The organism is Hyalangium minutum, from assembly GCF_000737315.1.
Lineage (GTDB): Bacteria > Myxococcota > Myxococcia > Myxococcales > Myxococcaceae > Hyalangium > Hyalangium minutum.
Genome location: NZ_JMCB01000017.1, coordinates 1 through 17,765, shown reverse-complemented (window position 1 = coordinate 17,765; position 17,765 = coordinate 1). Strand labels below are relative to the sequence as shown.

Genomic DNA, 17,765 nt, shown 5'->3' with positions numbered 1-17,765 from the left:
CGGGAATTCCGGGGTTCGGTTCTGAACGACGCGCGCGTGGGAATGGACGGGAAGAATGGGGGAGGGCGTGCTGTTTCGCCCTTGGGAAGGACCTGCTGACCGGAGGACTTCCGAGAGCAGGCAAGGCGACGATGCCTTGACAGGTCCGGGGGGCGTCAATAACCTGCCCGGCGGTTTCAAGGCGTCAGGGTTCCCCTGGTGCCCTTCTTCCCAAGCAACCTTCGACTCTCCCACCGTCCTCCCCGGACTCGGGCGGGTCGGTCAATGTCGCCCGGATGGTGCTTTCTCGCACCCCGCGAAATCTTCCGACAACCGCCACGCGCTCGGGCCTTCGGGCGCATCCCACAGCATCGATTCCCTCATCATGCGCAAAGCACGTTCCACCAAAGAGAAGGCTGAGACAGATCTGACCGACGAGCGCCCCAAGCGCGGCCGCAAGACCGCGGCGAAGAGCGTGGAGCGGGAAGAGCCCGAGCGCCCCGCGCGCCGCCGGACCGCCGCCCGCCGCGAGGAGGAGGCCCCCGAGCCCGAGGTGGAGGAGCAGGCCGCCGAGACTCCGCGCCCCGTGCTGACGCCCATGCCGCGTCCGGTGCGCGACGAGGAGTTCCAGGAGGCCCGCGCTGTCGAGGCCGCCGAGCCCGCCGCCGCCCCCGTCGCCGCTCCCGAGCCCGTGGAGACGCCCTCTGTCACCGAGGTGACGCGCGATGGCGCTCCGATGCAGGTCATCAAGCTCAATGACCTGAAGCGGATGAAGATCACCGAGCTGGCGAAGATGGCCCACGACTTCAACATCGAGGGTTACCAGGGCCTGAAGAAGCAGGACCTGATCTTCGCGCTGCTGTCGGGCATCGCCGACAAGCGCTTCGAGGTCCACGCCGAGGGCGTGCTGGAGCTGCTGAGCGATGGCTTCGGCTTCCTGCGCAGCTCCGACAGCGACTACCAGCCGAGCCCGGACGACATCTACGTCTCTCCGTCGCAGGTGCGCCGCTTCAACCTGCGGCCCGGCGACACCATCACTGGCCCCATCCGCCAGCCCCGCGAGGGCGAGCGCTTCTTCGCGCTGCAGAAGGTGGACCGGGTCAACTTCGTGGATCCGCTCTCCGAGGCGGCCCGCGAGCGCATCCTCTTCGACAACCTCACGCCGCTCTACCCCACGCGCAAGCTGAAGCTGGAGCACGAGGGGTCGGAGATGACGACCCGCATCATCGACATGTTCTGCCCCATCGGCCTGGGCCAGCGCTGCCTCATCGTCGCTCCGCCGAAGGCCGGTAAGACGGTGCTGCTGCAGAACATCGCGCACGCCATCGCCAAGAACCACCCGGACGTCTACCTCATGGTGCTGCTCGTGGACGAGCGCCCCGAGGAAGTGACGGACATGGAGCGCAGCGTGCGCGGCGAGGTGGTCTCCTCCACCTTCGACGAGCCCGCCACGCGCCACGTGCAGGTGGCGGAGATGGTCATCGACAAGGCCAAGCGCCTGGTCGAGCAGAAGTACGACGTCTGCATCCTCCTGGACTCCATCACCCGCCTGGCGCGCGCCTACAACACCGTGGTGCCCGCCTCCGGAAAGATCCTCTCCGGCGGTGTGGACGCCAACGCGCTCCACAAGCCCAAGCGCTTCTTCGGTGCCGCCCGCAACATCGAGGAGGGTGGCAGCCTCACCATCATCGGCACGGCGCTCATCGACACCGGCAGCCGCATGGATGAAGTGATCTTCGAAGAGTTCAAGGGCACCGGTAACTCGGAAATCGTCCTGGACCGCAAGCTCTTCGAAAAGCGCATCTTCCCGTGTCTGGACATCAACAAGTCCGGTACCCGCAAGGAGGAGCTGCTCTTGTCGCAGACGGACCTCATCCGCATCACTGCGCTTCGGCAGGTGCTCCATCCGTTCACGCCGATCGACGCGATGGAGTTCGTGCTCAAGCACATGCGCCCCACGCCGTCGAACGTCGACTTCCTGGGGTCCATGAACCGATAGGAGGAGCTCTATGCGCCGCACCCGACGTGGTCCCCTGGTGGTCTTCCTGCTGGGGGCCGTTCTCGGACTCGGGGCCGGGTGCGAGCCCATTGATGTGGCCGATTTGGAGAACCCCCTGGGGCTCTCCGATACGACGTGCTACCGGGACAGCGACTGCGCTCCCAACGGGTGCTGCGGCGAGGCCACCAACCCCACGCACGTCTCGGAGGCCCCGAGCTGCGTGGGTGTGCGCTGTGATGGCACCTGCGCGCCCAACACGATTGACTGTGGGCGCTGCATCGCCGTGTGCCGGGACTCGCGCTGCGCCTCTGCCTGCCAGTGAGGCGCTTCAGGGCGCCGGAGGCGGAGCGGGCTGGGCCTTGATGCGCGCGAAGTCGAAGCACGCCACGAACATCGCCGCGATGGGCACCGCGAACAGCGCGCCCACCAGCCCGTAGAGGCGCTCGCCGGCAATCAGGCTGAAGGCCACGATGACCGGGTGGATGCGCGCCGCCTGACCCATGATCTTCGGGTTGAGGAAGTATGCCTCCAGCGCGTGGATGCCGATGATCCACACCAGGATGGCCAGTCCCTTCTGGAACCCGTCCGCCATGGCGATGAGGACGATGGGCACCGAGCTGATGATGGTGCCGAAGATGGGGATCAGGCTGAAGAACGTGGCGATGGTGGCCAGCAGGAAGGCGAACTTCACCCCGAACACCAGCAGGCCAATCGCGGTCAGCGCGCCGTTCACCACGCAGATCGTCACCTGTCCGCGCACCACGCCGGACAGGGAGCGGTCGATGCGATGCAGCAGCGTGCGCGCGTCGTTGGCGTACTCGGGAGGGATGAGCGTGCCGAAGTAGCGGCGGATGGCCACTGCGTCGATGGAGAAGAACGCCGCCACCATCAGCATGAAGAACAAGCCGAAGATGGTCGCCAGCACCCCGGCGATGATGCTGCGCGAGACGCCGACGATGTTGCCCAGGTTCTCGCGCACCAGCACGGAGAGCCGCGCCACCGAGTCCTTGAGCAGCTGCGCCAGATCCACCGCGAAGCTGAAGGCAGGCACCGCGTCTTCGCCCTCCACGCCCCGGTTGGAGAGCGCCACGGGGATTCCATAGGCGCCGAGCCACTCCTCCAGGCGCTGGGCGCTCTTCTGGAGGTAGTCCGGCGTGAGCGAGTTGACGAAGGCCACGCCGTCCCGGCTGATGCGCGCCAGCTCCCGGTAGAGCTGCGGCACCAGCGCGATGAAGAACAGGTACACGCCCACGAAGAAGAGCGCATAGATGAGCAGGATGGCCACCCAGTGGGGAATGGCCCGGCCCGCGACCCGGAGCCGGGTAATGCGCGCCACCAGCGGCTGCACCAGGTAGGCGATAAGCGCCGCTCCCGCGAAGGGCATGACCACCGAGCGGAAGAGCAAGAGGACCGCGAGAATGGTCCCCCACAGGCAGGCGAGGATGATGAGCCGCTTGCGGCGCTCGGTCCGTTCGAAGGCTTCAGGGGGCGGCTGCATGGGCGCGGCTTATGGCAGAGGTTTCAGCCCGGGGACAAGGCTTCACCCGGTGGGTGGGCCGTGGGAGGTAGAGCCCGGTGGTTGGGACCCCTACCAGTTGATGCAGGAGCCTGGCGCGGCTCAGAGGATGAGTCCGGAGGGAGGCGACTGAACCAGGCGCAGCCGCGCCTCCACCTTGTCGAGGATCTGCCGCATGTGCGTGCGCTTGATGCGGCTCTCGGTGGCCTCGCCCAGGCCCAGCATCTGCTCCACCAGCCAGCGGTTGAGGAAGAGCAGCGCCAGCCGGTCCGTGGGCGCCAGCCCTCGCTCCAGGTAGCGCTTGTTGCGCATGTAGTCGTCGTAGGCTTCGAACTCGCGCTCCAGCTCCCAGTGCGACAGCCGGAGCGCCTCGCCATAGACGTGGGCGGAGGGGCGCGGCGGGCGCTCCAGGAAGAGCGGCGCGAACGTGCCGCCGACGTCCAGGTCGAGCTCCTCCACCGGCGGAGGCCACTGCGCGAGATCCTTCGCCAGCAGCTTCGATACTTCCTCCAGGAGCTGGTCCAGGATGGGAACAGGCTTGGTTTCGAGGAGGTAGTCCCAGCGCGAAGGCATGCGTGCACCCTAGCTCAGCGTCCACCGTCCGTGGAGCCGCCCGTACCGCCATCCGTGCCACCGTCGGGCGGGCTCGTGTTCCGGCAGCACGCCGAGCTCGTGAAGTAGAGCGCCGCCTGTCCGCACGGAGCGCGGATGACGCGGTTGTAGCCGCTGCAGCCGGTGATGAGGCCCTGTCCGTCACACACCGGCGCGCCCGCCGTGGAGGGATCGCACGACGCCGAGCCATCCTCCACGCAGAGCGCCCGCGAGCGGAAGAAGCGCGGAGAGCTGGTGTCCCCCACCACCACGGTGCAGGTCGCGGAGTCGCCGCACTCCAGCAGGTGCGGCCCCGTGGAGCAGGGCCCCACCGTGCAGGAGGGCTCACAGTTGATGGCCTGGTCCTTGTCGCAGCTGGGAGCCTCGGCGCAGTAGTCCCGGTCGGAGCAGGAGAGCAGCAGGAAGAGCGGTGCGAGCAGCAGGGCGCGGTTCACGGGGGCCTCGTATCAGGTGAAGTGCTCCAGGAAGTTGACCAGGATCTGCCGGCCGGAGGGAGTCGGAGCGATGCCCGCCAGCAGCCGTGGCACGCGCTCTCCCGGGATGAGGCCGCGCGAGGTGGCCTCCGCCTCGAGCTTCTCGGCTCGGGCTTGGATGAGCGCCCGCATCGCGTCCGCCTGCACCTCGGGGTGGAACTGGACGCCTCGGGAGCACGGCCGGAAAGCCAAGGCCTGGACCGCGGTGTGGCCGTTGCCCGCGAGCACCACTGTCCCCTGAGGGGTCTCGGCCACCATGTCCTCGTGCGTGGTCTGCACGGAGAGGCGCGGCCCCAGCCCTCGGAAGAGCGGATCCGCGCGGCCCGCCTCGGTCAGGTCCACCTCCACCGTGCCGATCTCCCGCCCGAGCGGGCTGCGCGCCACGCGTCCTCCGTAGGCATGCGCCAGGAGCTGGTGGCCGAAGCACACGCCGAGCACGGGGATGCCTCGCTCCGCCGCGTTCACCATGAACTCCGCCGCGCGCTCCATCCAGGGCTCCAGCTGGGTCACTGACGCGGGCGAGCCCGTCATCATCACCGCGTCATAGCCGTTCCCCTCCGCGGGCGGCTGCGCGCCTTGATGCACAGGGAGGATGTCGAATCGATAACCGGACAGTCCCACGGTCTGGAGAAACCACCGGTCATAGTCGCCCACCGAGAGACGCACCGAGGCCGCAGCCTCTCCCGCTTTCAGCAACAGAACGTTCTTCATCTCACGTCTCTCCCTGCCGGGTTGCCGCCTCTGGGAGCCATCCCTACCGTTCGTCGCTCGGGTCTTCTCCAGGAGTCTCCATGACCGACGCTCGCACGCTCGCTCCTCAACTGCCTGCTCCCAAGCTGGTCATCGATGGCCAGCCTGTGGACCCCGTGGAAGGAGGCACCCTTCCAGTGGTGAACCCTGCCACCGGGCAGAAGATCTGCGACGTGCCCTCGGCCAATGGGGCGGACGTGGACAAGGCGGTGAAGGCCGCGCGCCGCGCCTTCGAGTCCGGCCCCTGGAGCAAGATGAACCCGAGCGAGCGCGGCAAGCTCATCCGCAAGCTCTCGGAGCTGTTGTGGGAACGGCGCGAGGAGTTTGCCCTCGTCGAGTCGATGAACAACGGCAAGACGTTCCGCGAGGCCATCCGCGGCGATGTCGGCCCGGGCGCTGGCACGCTGGCCTACTTCTCCGACTGGGCGAACAAGATCACCGGCGAGGTGCTCCCGGTAGACGGACCCTTCCTCACCTACTGCCTCAAGGAGCCAGTGGGCGTGGTGGCCGCCATCGTTCCGTGGAACTACCCCACGTGCCTGCTGTGCTGGAAGCTGGGCCCGGCGCTCGCGGCGGGCTGCACCGTGGTGGTGAAGCCCTCGGAGCTCACACCGCTCACCGCGCTCAAGCTGGGAACGCTCGCCCTGGAGGCGGGCTTCCCGCCCGGCGTGCTCAACGTGGTGACGGGCTATGGCGACCCCACGGGAGAGGCCCTGGCTCGGCACCCGGACGTGGACAAGATTTCCTTCACTGGCTCGGGGCGCACGGCGCGCCGGCTGCTGCAGGCCTCGGCGGGCAGCAACCTCAAGAAGCTGACGTTGGAGCTGGGCGGCAAGAGCCCGCAGATCATCCTCCCGGATGCAGACTTCGACACGGCCACCGAGGCGTGCTTCTGGGGCATCTTCGGCAACAAGGGGGAGATCTGCAACGCGGGCAGCCGCGTGCTCGTCCACGAGAAGGCCTATGACGCCTTCGTTGGCCGGCTCGTCGAGCGCGCCCAGAAGATGAAGGTGGGCGATCCGCTGGATCCCGAGACGGAGATGGGCTCGCAGATCAGCGCGCGCCAGCTCGACACCATCCTGAGCTACATCGAGAGCGGCAGGAAGCAGGGCGCGAAGCTGCTGACTGGCGGCGAGCGCGACACGCAGGGCGTCAAGGCCAAGGGCTACTTCGTCAAGCCGACCATCTTCGGGGACGTGAAGCCGGAGATGAAGATCGCCCAGGAGGAGATCTTCGGCCCGGTGCTGAGCTGCCTCCGCTTCCGCGACGAGGCGCATGCGCTCGAGATCGCCAACAGCACCACCTACGGACTGGCGGCGTCCATCTGGACGCGCGACGTGGCCAAGGCGCACGCGATGGCGCGCAAGGTGAAGAGCGGCGTGGTGTGGATCAACTGCTTCAACGAGTTCGACAACGCGGCGCCGTTCGGTGGGTACAAGGAGTCCGGTTGGGGCCGGGACCTGTCCCACCACGCGCTGGAGGGCTACCTCCAGTACAAGGCCGTGTGGACGAAGCTTCCGGAGGGCGTGTGATGGGGACTCGGTCGAAGGCGAAGGTCATCTCTCACCCGGTGATGGCGCGGCGCGCCCGCGCGAAGGACAAGGGCGAGACCGTCGACGCGCTGATGCGTGAGCCTGGCGGCGTGGACTTCCTGCGCAAGTGGTTCGAGGAGAAGGGCGTCCGCAAGGTGAAGGTGGGCGCGGTGGACCTCGATGGCGTCTGGCGCGGCAAGTACATCTCCACGGACAAGTTCTTCTCTGCCGTGAAGGGCGGGCTGGGTTTCTGTGACGTCGTCTTCGGCTGGGACCTGGCCGACGAGCTGCTCGACAACACGCAGGTGACGGGCTGGCACACGGGCTACCCGGACGCGCAGGCGCGCGTGGACGTGTCCACCGGCCGCATCATCCCGTGGGAGCCGGACACCGCCGCGTTCCTGCTGGACTTCGTGAACGCGGACGGCACGCCGTTCGGCCCGAGCCCGCGCCAGCTGCTGCAGAAGATCGCCCGCCGTGCGAGGGATCTGGGCTACCTGCCCAAGTTCGGTGCTGAGTACGAGTTCTACATCTTCAAGGAGACGCCGCACTCGCTGCACGAGAAGGGGTTCCAGGGGCTCACACCGCTGACACCGGGCATGTTCGGCTACTCGTGGCTGCGCACGTCACTGAACTCGCCGCTGGTGCACGCCCTTATCGACGGGTGTAACGGCTTCGGGGTGGACATCGAGGGTTTCCACACGGAGACAGGCCCCGGTGTCTTCGAGGCCGCCATCCGCTACGACGAGGTGGAGAAGGCCGCGGACAAGGCGGTGCTCTTCAAGACGGTGGCGAAGGAGATCTGCGCCCGACACGGCCTCACCGCGTGCTTCATGGCGAAGGTGAACGCGAAACTGCCGGGGTGCTCGGGACACGTGCACCAGTCACTGTGGAACCTCAAGGGTGGGACGAACCTGTTCCATGACGAGGACTCGCCGGACGGCATCAGCGAGACGATGCGGCACTACCTCGGTGGGCAGGTGGAGCTGATGCCGGAGCTGACGGCGCTCTACTGGCCCACGGTGAACAGCTACAAGCGCAGCGTGGAGAACACGTGGGCGCCCACCACCGCCACTTGGGGCCGGGAGAACCGCACCACCGCCATCCGCGTCATCGGCGACAGCCCCAAGTCCATGCGGCTGGAGTACCGGCAGCTCGGCGCGGACATGAACGCATACGTCGGCATGGCGGTGAGCCTCGCCGCGGGCCTGTGGGGCATTCAAAACGAGGTGGAGCCGCCGCCCATGTGCTCGGGCAACGGCTATGAGGCCAACGCGCGGCCCCTGCCGCGCAACCTGAAGGAGGCCGTCACCCTCCTGGAGCGCTCCGAGCGGGCCCGGGAGTTGCTCGGCGACGATTTCGTGGACCACTACGTTCGCACTCGGAAGTGGGAGGTGCGACAGTACGAGCGCGCCGTGACGAACTGGGAGCTCGAACGCTACTTGGAACTCATCTGAGAGGGTCGACATGCAGCCCTTCGATATGCCGCACGATGTCCGTGTCACCGAGATGTCCTGGCCCACGAAGATCGTCTTCGGGGTGGGCGCCCTGAAGCGCCTGCCCGCGCAGGTGGCCCGCCTGAAGATGAAGCGCCCGTTGGTGGTGACGGACGCGGGCGTGGTGAAGGCCGGGCTCGCCCAGCGCGTCTTCGACGAGCTGAAGAACGCCGGTGTGGACTTCGCGGTGTTCGACCGCGTGGAGCCCAACCCCACGGAGAAGGACGTCTTCGCGGGGCTGGAGGCCTACCGGCGCGGTGACTGTGACGGCATCGTGGCGCTCGGGGGCGGGAGCCCGCTGGACGCGGCGAAGCTGGTGCAACTGCTCACCACGCACGAGCCGCCGCTGTCCCGCTACGACGATGCCAAGGGGGGCGACCAGTACGTGCGTGACGACCTGCCGCCGCTCATCGCGATTCCCACCACGGCGGGGACGGGCTCGGAGGTGAGCCGCTCGGGCGTGGCGACGCTGGAGGACACCGGCCGCAAGACGGTCATCTTCAGCCCGCACCTGCTGCCCAAGGCGGCCATCTGCGATCCAGAGCTGACGCTGGGGCTGCCGCCGGGAGTGACGGCCGCCACCGGCATGGACGCCTTCACACACTGCCTGGAGGCGTACATCGCCAGCGGCGTCCACCCGCTGGCGGACGCGGTGGCCATCGACGGCATTGCCCGCGTGGGGCGCTCGCTGGTGACGGCGGTGAAAGAGGGCAGCAATGTCTCGGCTCGCGCGGACATGATGGTCGCCGCGATGGAGGGCGCCATGGCCTTCCAGAAGGGCCTCGGGGCCTGCCACGCGCTGGCGCACGCGCTGACGCCGATCTCCGGCGTGCACCACGGTCTGGCGAACGCCATCGTCCTGCCCGTGGTGATGGAGTTCAACCGCCCGATGACGACGGCCCGGCTGGCCCGCGTGGCGGTGGCGCTGGGCGAGTTCTTCAACATGCGTGAGGACGTGCTCGCCGGCCACGCCATCGAGCGGGTGCGCAAGCTGAACGCGGCCATCGGCATTCCGGCCCGGCTCCGGGACGCGAACGTCCAGGAGAAGGACCTGCCGCGCATCGCCGCCAAGGCCTTCGAGGATGCCTCGCACCTGACCAACCCGCGCAAGTGCGCCGAGGCGGACCTGCTCATGATGCTCCGCGAGGCGTTCTAACCCTCAGGACGGAGTCCGGAACACGACTTCATCCGATTGAAGGGGGCGGCCGTCCTCGGCGCGAAGCTGAAGCTTGCTGAGCGGCCGCTGCTTCTTGGTGTCGACCAGGATCGAGCAGGGCTCGTCCGGCTCGAAGAGGTACTCCCTGCCCCATTGTCCCAGCGCCACGAGAACGGGGAGCAGGGCCCGGCCTTTCTCGGTCGGGACATACTCCTGATAGGCGCTGCCATCCGAGGCAGGCGCGACCTCTAGAATCCCTTGCGCCACGAGCGTCCTCAGGCGTGTGGTCAGGATGTTCTTGGCCGCGCCCAGGCTCCGCTGAAACTCGCTGAACCGCCTCGTGCCCGCGAGCGCGTCGCGAATGATGAGCAGCGACCACCAGTCGCCAATGAGATCGAGCGCTCTGGCCACCGGGCAGACGTTTCCTTCAAGGCTCTTTCGTTTCACCACAGCCGGCTCCGTTTCTCTCCCACCCGATTCATACCCCAAAGTGGTTGAATCATGAAACCAGTGCGGCTATATCCTAGACGGTTTCATCATTAAACCAGTTCTGGGAGGACACCATGAGGCTCCAGGGGAAGACGGCTTTCATCACGGGCGGCAACAGCGGCATCGGGCTGGCGACGGCCCGTCTCTTCATCGCCGAGGGCGCGAGGGTGGCCATCACCGGCCGCAATCCCGAGACGCTCGACGCCGCGAGGGCGGAGCTGGGTGCCAACCTGCTGACGCTTCAGGCCGATCTGAAGGACGTCGCGTCGATTGAGCGAGCCGTGGGTGAGGCGGTGAAGGCTTTCGGCAAGCTCGACATCGTCTTCGCAAACGCCGGCATCGGAGGGGTGACGCCGGTGGGGCAGACGAGCTTCCAGGTGTTCGATGACATCATCCAGACGAACCTGACGGGAGTGTTCTTCACGATCCAGGCGGCGGCGCCTCATCTGAAGGACAAGGCCTCGATCATCCTCAATGGCTCCGTCCATGCCGTGCTGGGAGCGCCCGGCTGGTCCGCCTACGCCGCCACCAAGGGCGCGGTCCGGTCCATGACACGCGTCCTGGCTTCGGAGTTCGCTCCCCGAGGCATCCGCGTCAATCAGGTGACGCCGGGGGCGGCGCGCACGCCGGTCTGGTCCCCGCTGGCCTCCACCTCCGACCAGATGGCGGCTCTAGAGCAGAGGCTCGCCACGTCCATTCCGCTGGGGCGAATGGGCGAGGCGGACGAGGTTGCTCAGGCCGTTCTCTTCCTGGCCTCCGATGCGTCCTCGAATGTCGTCGCGGCCGAGATTGTCGTCGACGGCGGCACCATCGGCGCCCCGCACGGAGCTCCCGTGCACCGCCGGGCGTAGGCAGCGCTCCGCTCACGTGGAGGGCTGGCCGCGCCGGGACTTCCGCCACGCGTTGGGCGCGACGCCCTCCCAACCATGGAAGGCACGGGTGAAGGAGTTGAGTTCCTCGAAGCCGAGGAGGAACGCGACCTCGCCCGTGTCGAGCTGCGTGTTCTCCAGCAGGCGGCGCGAGGTGTCGTGGCGGACCTGATCCAGCACGCTCTGATAGGAGGTGCCGAGCTGCTGGAGCCGGCGCTGGAGGGTGCGCGGGCTCATCCGCATCTCCTGGGCGGCCTTGTCGACACTGGGCCGCTCACCGCTCATCTGCCGCCCCAGAAGGGCTCGCAGGTCGTCCGCCACGGACGTGGAGCTCAGGCTCTCGGTCAAGGCTGCCTCCAGCCCTGGCAGCATGGTCTCGAGGAGCTCGGCGTTGTGGGTGATGAAGGGCAGGGCGAGCGCCGCCTCTTCGAACACGAGGAGGTCGACTGGCGCGTCGAAGCGAATCTTGCAGCCGAAGTGCTGCCGGAGGAGGGCCTCGTCCGCGCGGCTCCGCGCCAGCTCGAGCCGCAAGGGCGGCACAGGCTGTCCGGTCCCCCGGCGCGCGAGGGCGACCAGGGAAGAGAACGTGGCATCCACGAGCCGCAGGGGCAGCGTTTCCTCGACATGCAGCCAATGGAAGCTCACCCGGGCCTCGCGGCGAGTCACGTCGATGGACACCTGCTCCGAGCAGACCACCCGCTTGTAGCGCGAGAACTTCCGGAGGGCCTCCCCCAGGTTGGCCGAGTGCAGCGCCGCGAGCGACGCGACATCGAATTGATGGGGGAGAGCCTCGGTTCCCATGCGCACGCCGACGTCTGGCCGCGCGCTGACCTGCTCCAGCGCTCGCCAGAACGCGAAGAACTCGGCCACCGTCAGCTTGGCCCTCGGGGGCTGGAACCGGGAGGGCAGGATGCCCGCCTGTCGCAGCACCTGGGCCACGTCGACGCCCAGCCGGGTCAGGCGATCAAGCACGACGCTGGGGATGGGAACGAGTTCGGTGGGCACGTCAGCTCCGCTGGGCCTTGAGCATCTGCGCGACGGGCGTCTCCGCGAAGTCTACCAACCCATCGAAGTCCGTCGACACGCTCACGGACCTCCACTGAGCATCTTCCTGGGCGCGCGTCTCCGCGAGCACTCCCGCCAGGAACACGGCGTCCGTGCCAATCAAGAGGCGCAGCGGCGGCTTCGGATTCGAGGCCAGATCCACCAGCACCTTCGCGATCTTTGCCGGATCGCCGCGCATGACGTCGGCGCGCCCTCGCACGTTTTGGCTGAAGGTGCTCACCGTCTGTTCGTAATCGCTCGGGACCGGGTCAACCCGCATCGATGAGCCCGCCCAGTCGGTGCGCATCCCTCCGGGCTCCACGACCGTCACCCGGATGCCCAGCGGACCTACCTCCTTCGCCAGGACCTCCGAGAAGCCGCCAACAGCCCACTTGGCGGACTGGTAGGCAGCGAGCCCAGGCGACGAACCGCGGCCGCCGATCGAGGAGATCTGGATGATGTGCCCATCGCGTTGGGCGCGAAGGACCGGCAGTGCGGCGCGCGTCACGTTCACGACGCCGAAGAAGTTCGTCTCGAACTGCGCGCGGAAGTCGTCTTCCGCCATGGTCTCGATCGGCGCGACGTTGGCATAGCCCGCGTTGTTGATGACCACATCCAACCGGCCAAACGCCGCCGTGGCCTCGGCCACCGCCGCGCGCGCCGCCACCGGATTCGTGACATCCAGTGCGACTGCTCGGGCCCGCTCTCCGTAAGGGGCCAGGAGGTCGCGAAGATCCTCCGCCTTCCGCGCAGTGGCCACCACGCGGTGACCGGCGTCCAGCACGGCCTTCGCGAGCTGGCGGCCCAGGCCGCGTGAGCTTCCCGTGATCAACCAAACCTTGGTCATGTGAGTCATCCTCTTCCTCGCCGGGGATTCGGCTGACTCCAAGATGCGAGGTGGGCCCTCGCCATGCGAATCCGATCGCGCCAAAGAATTATCCGATGGCGCCACCCTCCCGGAGCCGCCGCAGGTCCTTGCCCGGCGGTGTTCCAAACAGGCGCCGGTACTCGCGGCCGAACTGCGAGGGGCTCTCGTAGCCCACGCGGAAGCCCGCCGTAGCCACGTCGACGTCCGCGCTGAGCAGGAGTCGGCGCGCCTCCTGGAGCCGGAGCTGCTTCTGGTACTGCAGCGGGCTCATCGCGGTGACGGCCTTGAAGTGGTGGTGCAGCGAAGAGGGGCTCATGTGCACCTCGCGTGCGACCTTCTCGATGCTCAGCGGCTCCGTGAAGTGGGCCTTCAGCCAGCCGATGACCTGGGCGATGCGCTGCGCCTGGCTGTTCTCCGTGGCGATCTGTCCCAGCCTCCAGCCGTGCTCTCCCTTGAGCAGGCGGTAGAGGATCTCGCGGATGGCCAGCGGGGCCAGCGTGGGAGCGTCCTCGGGCGTCTCCAGCAAGCGCGCCAACCGGAGCACCGCCTCCAGCAGCTCCTTGGAGGTCTGCCCGAGGAACAGGCCTCGGTGTGGGCCCTGCTGTTTGGGCTTGGGGGCGCCCGCCTTGAGGACCAGATCGGCGATCTCGACAGGGTCCAAGTCGAGCTGGATGCAGAGGTATGGCGCCTTGGGCGTGGCTTGGGCCACCTGGCCCGTGACGGGCAGGTCCACGGAGGCCACGAGGTAGGTCGAGGCGTCATACGTATAGAGCTCGTCGCTCAGCATCACCTGCTTGCTCCCCTGGGCGATGAGGCACACCGAGGGCTGATAGAGCACGCGCAGCGGCTCCCCCGTCCTCGAAGCCCGGTGGAGTGTCACGTGCGGGATCTCCGTGGGGGTCGTGCCGTCTTCTGGGCTGAAGCGGTTGATCCATGAGGCCAGCTCGGCCAGAAGCTCAGGGAGCTTCGAGTTCGGGGGCTGCTTCCATGCGGTCATCGCCATGGAGGATCAGACTACTGCCTTCCACAGGGGCATGCTCTCCCTCTCGCAGCGGCTTGCAGGATTAGGCAAGAGCGCGCCAGGAATGGTCTACCGATGGAGAGCCCCCAGCTCGTACTTATTGCCTCGCTCCCGGGGCGCTCCTGTCCCGGGCTCTCACGACACACGAGCGAGGGAACACCCATGTCCGGAATCAAGGGAAAGGTCGTTGTCATCACCGGCGCCAGCAGCGGCATTGGCGAGGCCACCGCCCGCCTGCTCGCCAGGCAGGGCGCTCACGTGGTGCTCGGGGCCCGGCGCACCGACAGGCTCGAGGCTCTCACGAAGGCCATTACTGCCGACGGCGGCTCGGCCCGCTACCGCGCCCTGGATGTCACCCGGCGCGAGGACATGCAGTCCTTCGTCGAGTTCGCGCTCGGCGCCTTCGGCCGCGTGGATGTCATCATCAACAACGCGGGCGTCATGCCTCTGTCCAAGCTGGAGGTGCTGAAGATCGATGAGTGGAACCGGATGATCGACGTGAACATCCGGGGCGTGCTGCACGGCATCGCCGCGGGCCTGCCGCTGATGAAGAAGCAGCGCAGCGGGCAGTTCATCAACATCTCGTCCCTCGGAGGTCACAAGGTCGTGCCCACGGCGGCCGTCTACTGCGCAACCAAGTCCGCCGTGATGGCCATCTCCGAGGGGCTGCGTCAGGAGGTCGGCGGGGACATCCGCGTGACGGTCATTTCACCGGGCGTCACAGAGTCGGAGCTCGCGGAGAGCATCACCGACCCCTTCTCCCAGAAGGCGATGGAGGACTTCCGGCGGATCGCGATCCCCGCGGAGTCCATCGCCAAGGCCATCGCCTTCGCCATCGAGCAGCCCGATGGCGTCGATGTCAGCGAGATCATCGTGCGCCCGACTGCTAGCGACTTCTGAACGGGCGGGAGGCCGCGCCCGAACGGGGGCGCGGCCTGGAGCCCAATGTCCTGTAGAGTCCGCGCCCCATGGACACCCTCAATGGATCGACGGCTCTCATTACTGGCGCGAGCTCCGGCATCGGCGAGGCCTGTGCAGTCGCCCTCTCGAAGGCGGGAGCACGCCTCGTGCTTACCGGCCGCCGGCGCGACCGGCTCGAGGCCCTCGCGGCCCGGCTCCCCACGCCCTCTCACATCATTGAGCTGGATGTCCGCTCGCGCCCCGCGGTCGAGACCGCGCTCTCCTCGCTGCCCGCCCCGTTCTCCGAGGTGGACCTGCTCATCAACAACGCGGGTCTCGGGCTTGGCATGGAGCCCGCTCACACGGCCGATCTCGATGACTGGGAGACGATGATTGACACCAACTGCAAGGGGCTCGTCTATGTGACGCGCGTGCTCCTGCCGGGCATGGTGCAGCGCAACCGCGGGCATGTGGTGAACCTGGGCTCTGTGGCCGCCACGTACCCGTACCCGGGCGGCAACGTGTACGGCGCCACCAAGGCCTTCGTGCACCAGTTCTCCCAGAACCTGAAGGCCGACCTCGTGGGCACGCGTGTGCGCGTCACCGAAGTGCAGCCCGGCATGGTCGAGACCGGCTTCTCCGTCGTGCGCTTCAAGGGCGACGCCGAGCGCGCCCGCAAGGTCTACGAAGGCATGCAGCCCCTCACCCCCGATGACATCGCGGACATCGTCCTGTTCTGCATCACGCGCCCCGCCCACGTGAACCTCAACGTGGTCGAGGTCATGCCCGCCGATCAGGGCTTTGGCCCCATGAACGTCAAACGCCGCTAGCGGCGCACCCGCGCGATCCTCATGATCCGCAGCTGCACCGCGCCTGCCCGGTGTCTTACGTGCCTTCCTGCAGGAACGGCAGGGCGACGGTCACCATGAGCGGATCGGCGAAGATGTTGTAGTGCGTCAGCCCCGGGAGAATGGCGAGCCTCGACTTCGGCCGCCCCGAGCCGTCCCAGCCACCGTCCCGCTTGCCGCCGCCGAGCAATCCGAAGAACTCCACGGCGTGCGAGGCGGGGAACAGGTCTGCGTCCGCGGCCATGACCAGTGTGGGCGCCTGAAGCGACGCGATCTGCTTCGAGAAATCGAAGTCCTGCTTCATGGCCTCGCCGATCTTCTTCAGGAGCCTTGGGAAGTCCTGGGGGCGGGGAGCGACAGCGGCATAGCCCTGGTACATGGGCGTCTGCTTCATCATCTCAACGGCTCCCTCATTGACCTGTCCCTGCTGGGCGAGGATCTCCGGGTAGAAGGCATCGCGGCGGAACACCGTGGAGACGATGACCAGCTTGTTCACGAGCTCCGGATGGCGAATGCCCACCAGCAGCGCGACGCCACCGCCCAGGGAGTAGCCGAACACGTCGGCCTTCCCTAGCTTGAGGTGCTGGATGAGGGCCGCGACGTCATCGGCCATCAGCTCGACACTGAGCGGCCGGTCGATGTCGGCCGTCCTCCCATGCCCCTGCAGGTCCACCGCGATGACCTTGTAGTGCTTCGCGAGTGCCTTGAGGTTATCGCCGAACATGGACGTAGACCCGAGTCCACCGTGGAGGAGGACCAAGGGCCGGCCCTTGCCGTGCGTCTCATAGTAGAGCTCGAGCCCGTTGACCTTCGCGTAGCTGCCGGGCGCCTTCTGCTTGGGTTGAGCGAAGGCCGACGTTCCCAGGGCCACGAGAAAGAGGACGAAAAACGGGATGTTCCGGCACAGCAGGTTCATGGTGTCTCCGAAAAAGAAGTTCAGCGCTTCTTTGACGCCACAGGCCTGCGGAAATCATCGGTCCATCTGCAGAGGCGCTGGCGCCATGCCGCAGGAGGGGGGCGCTTCGAGAGGATCCCTGGTTGCAATCTGGTAGGGTGACCTTGGAGGTCGTCCCTCAGTGTGCCAACCTACTATGTGGGTCCTCGCCATCGTTCTCCTCCTTGGAACAGCTGCGCGGGCCCAGTCGAGCTCCCCTCAAGAGCGCCGAGCACGCTCCGTCACCGTGACCGGCAACCCTGCGGATCCGCCGCACGAGATCCGCGTCGTCCAGGGCGTCGCCACGTTGCTCCGCTTCCAGTCCCCGCTGAATCGGGAGGCCATCGAGGTGGATGGGCGCGGCACTCGAATCACGGTGGACGCAGGCGATCGCTCCCTCTTCCTCGAGCCTCTGCTCGAACTCGGGTCCACCGAGCGCCTGGCTCTGCGCGTCTCATTCGCGGATGGGAAGGCTCCGGCTGAAGCAATGTTTGTTCTCGTGCCGGCTTCCTCCGAAGTGGACACCCGGATCGACGTGATACGGCTCGAGCCGTCGGAAGCCACCTGCCAGACCGAACTGCTGGCGCTCAAAGCCCTGTGCCGCGCGATGGGACCTCTCGAATTCGCTCGGGCCGGCTACTTGGACGAGACCGGCGTCAAGACCACATCCTTTGAGTTCTACCGGGACGAGGCGGGCGGCTTCGAGGCGGAACGCGGCGTTTCCCATCTTGGCCCCGGCTGGTTGCTGCTGGATGTCAGAATCATCAACGGGTCCAGCCAGCCTTGGGCACCGCAGGGGGCGACGCTGACGAGCAAGGCGGGAAGACAGGTGACGGTGCGGGCGATGACAGCAATCCCAGAGGCGATTCCATCCGGGCAAAAGGGACGAATCCTCGTGGAAGCGGAGGCACCGCCAAAGGGTGCTGGGGGAGAATACGTGCTGGAACTCGGAGGGAAAGATGGCCGGAGCTTTTCGATTCCCGCCGTGCGCGTGCCGACAAAGGTGGAGGGCAAGCCATGATCGGAACAGTCGAGTTACCGCCCGGCACCGTCGTGGACGGCTGGCAAGTGGTGGGGGCCATGGGCAAGGGCGGCTTTGGGGCTGTCCACCATGTGGAGAAGGACGGCCAGCCATTCGCGCTCAAACTCGCGCTGCACCGGCAGGAGAGCAGCGACCATGGGCGGACGCACGCCCGCACGCTGCGCGAGGTGCTGGTGCTTCTGATGCTGGACCATCCCAACATCGTGAAGCCGCGCGCCTTTGGTTACTTGCCCGATG

18 protein-coding genes and 1 pseudogene are annotated in these 17,765 nt (G+C 67.2%); 10 read left to right on the top strand and 9 right to left on the bottom strand.

The features are described from left to right. Nucleotides 1-364: 364 nt before the first annotated feature. A complete protein-coding gene (gene rho, locus DB31_RS33660) occupies nt 365-1,978 on the top strand; it encodes a transcription termination factor Rho (protein ID WP_075306358.1) in 1,614 nt (537 codons plus the stop codon). A gap of 10 nt (nt 1,979-1,988) precedes the next feature. Next, a complete protein-coding gene (locus tag DB31_RS33655; RefSeq protein WP_044195654.1) occupies nt 1,989-2,300 on the top strand; it encodes a hypothetical protein in 312 nt (103 codons plus the stop codon). A 6-nt stretch (nt 2,301-2,306) separates the two neighbouring features. On the opposite strand, the gene DB31_RS33650 is transcribed toward DB31_RS33655, so the two are convergent. From DB31_RS33650 to DB31_RS33635, 4 genes are all read right to left on the bottom strand, one after another. Then, nucleotides 2,307-3,476 (bottom strand): AI-2E family transporter, encoded by a 1,170-nt coding sequence (locus DB31_RS33650; RefSeq protein WP_044195650.1) that lies wholly within the window; start codon nt 3,474-3,476, stop codon nt 2,307-2,309. 120 nt (nt 3,477-3,596) lie between these two features. After that, nucleotides 3,597-4,067, bottom strand: a complete 471-nt coding sequence (locus DB31_RS33645; RefSeq protein ID WP_044195647.1) for a hypothetical protein — start codon at nt 4,065-4,067, stop codon at nt 3,597-3,599. A 14-nt stretch (nt 4,068-4,081) separates the two neighbouring features. Further along, nucleotides 4,082-4,540, bottom strand: a complete 459-nt coding sequence (locus DB31_RS33640; RefSeq protein WP_044195645.1) for a hypothetical protein — start codon at nt 4,538-4,540, stop codon at nt 4,082-4,084. 12 nt (nt 4,541-4,552) lie between these two features. After that, nucleotides 4,553-5,290 (bottom strand): glutamine amidotransferase, encoded by a 738-nt coding sequence (locus tag DB31_RS33635; RefSeq protein ID WP_044195640.1) that lies wholly within the window; start codon nt 5,288-5,290, stop codon nt 4,553-4,555. 80 nt (nt 5,291-5,370) lie between these two features. Between DB31_RS33635 and DB31_RS33630 the strand changes: the two genes are divergently transcribed. Genes DB31_RS33630 through DB31_RS33620 form a run of 3 tightly spaced genes read left to right on the top strand, consistent with a single transcriptional unit; the run spans nt 5,371 to nt 9,513 of the window. After that, entirely contained in the window at nt 5,371-6,861 is a 1,491-nt protein-coding gene (locus DB31_RS33630; RefSeq protein ID WP_044195637.1) for an aldehyde dehydrogenase family protein, read from the top strand. Beyond that, nucleotides 6,861-8,318, top strand: a complete 1,458-nt coding sequence (locus DB31_RS33625; RefSeq protein WP_205628617.1) for a glutamine synthetase family protein — start codon at nt 6,861-6,863, stop codon at nt 8,316-8,318. The genes DB31_RS33630 and DB31_RS33625 overlap by 1 nt, the downstream gene beginning before the upstream one ends. 10 nt (nt 8,319-8,328) lie before the next feature. Next, nucleotides 8,329-9,513, top strand: coding sequence for an iron-containing alcohol dehydrogenase (locus tag DB31_RS33620; protein ID WP_044195634.1), 1,185 nt, complete (start codon nt 8,329-8,331; stop codon nt 9,511-9,513). A 3-nt stretch (nt 9,514-9,516) separates the two neighbouring features. Here DB31_RS33620 and DB31_RS33615 read toward each other — a convergent pair whose 3' ends face one another. After that, nucleotides 9,517-9,924 (bottom strand): winged helix-turn-helix transcriptional regulator, encoded by a 408-nt coding sequence (locus DB31_RS33615; protein ID WP_240487006.1) that lies wholly within the window; start codon nt 9,922-9,924, stop codon nt 9,517-9,519. 152 nt (nt 9,925-10,076) lie between these two features. Here DB31_RS33615 and DB31_RS33610 point away from each other — a divergent pair, with 152 nt between their 5' ends. Then, a complete protein-coding gene (locus DB31_RS33610; protein WP_044195631.1) occupies nt 10,077-10,853 on the top strand; it encodes an SDR family oxidoreductase in 777 nt (258 codons plus the stop codon). Nucleotides 10,854-10,865: 12 nt separating this feature from the next. On the opposite strand, the gene DB31_RS33605 is transcribed toward DB31_RS33610, so the two are convergent. The 3 genes from DB31_RS33605 to DB31_RS33595 form a co-directional block, all read right to left on the bottom strand. Further along, nucleotides 10,866-11,876 (bottom strand): AraC family transcriptional regulator, encoded by a 1,011-nt coding sequence (locus tag DB31_RS33605; RefSeq protein ID WP_044195627.1) that lies wholly within the window; start codon nt 11,874-11,876, stop codon nt 10,866-10,868. Between the two features lies 1 nt (nt 11,877). Then, the gene (locus DB31_RS33600) at nt 11,878-12,762 is read right to left on the bottom strand and encodes an oxidoreductase (RefSeq protein WP_044195624.1); all 885 of its coding nucleotides are present in this window, start codon (nt 12,760-12,762) and stop codon (nt 11,878-11,880) included. 88 nt (nt 12,763-12,850) lie between these two features. Then, nucleotides 12,851-13,786 (bottom strand): AraC family transcriptional regulator, encoded by a 936-nt coding sequence (locus tag DB31_RS33595; RefSeq protein WP_044195622.1) that lies wholly within the window; start codon nt 13,784-13,786, stop codon nt 12,851-12,853. A gap of 180 nt (nt 13,787-13,966) precedes the next feature. Here DB31_RS33595 and DB31_RS33590 point away from each other — a divergent pair, with 180 nt between their 5' ends. Together DB31_RS33590 and DB31_RS33585 are read left to right on the top strand one after the other, a co-directional pair. Further along, nucleotides 13,967-14,704, top strand: a complete 738-nt coding sequence (locus tag DB31_RS33590) for an SDR family oxidoreductase (RefSeq protein WP_044195619.1) — start codon at nt 13,967-13,969, stop codon at nt 14,702-14,704. Nucleotides 14,705-14,772: 68 nt separating this feature from the next. Further along, on the top strand, nt 14,773-15,534 hold the full coding sequence (locus tag DB31_RS33585; RefSeq protein WP_044195615.1) for an SDR family oxidoreductase: 762 nt from the start codon (nt 14,773-14,775) through the stop codon (nt 15,532-15,534). Between the two features lie 55 nt (nt 15,535-15,589). Here DB31_RS33585 and DB31_RS33580 read toward each other — a convergent pair whose 3' ends face one another. Then, a complete protein-coding gene (locus DB31_RS33580) occupies nt 15,590-16,468 on the bottom strand; it encodes an alpha/beta fold hydrolase (RefSeq protein ID WP_083969017.1) in 879 nt (292 codons plus the stop codon). Nucleotides 16,469-16,643: 175 nt separating this feature from the next. Between DB31_RS33580 and DB31_RS33575 the strand changes: the two genes are divergently transcribed. Together DB31_RS33575 and DB31_RS33570 are read left to right on the top strand one after the other, a co-directional pair. Beyond that, nucleotides 16,644-17,507 carry a DUF2381 family protein gene (locus tag DB31_RS33575; RefSeq protein WP_044195613.1) on the top strand — a complete coding sequence of 288 codons (864 nt, stop codon included), beginning with the start codon at nt 16,644-16,646 and terminating at the stop codon, nt 17,505-17,507. Further along, nucleotides 17,504-17,765, top strand: a pseudogene (locus DB31_RS33570) (serine/threonine protein kinase); the annotation flags it as partial. The gene DB31_RS33575 and the pseudogene DB31_RS33570, both read left to right, overlap by 4 nt.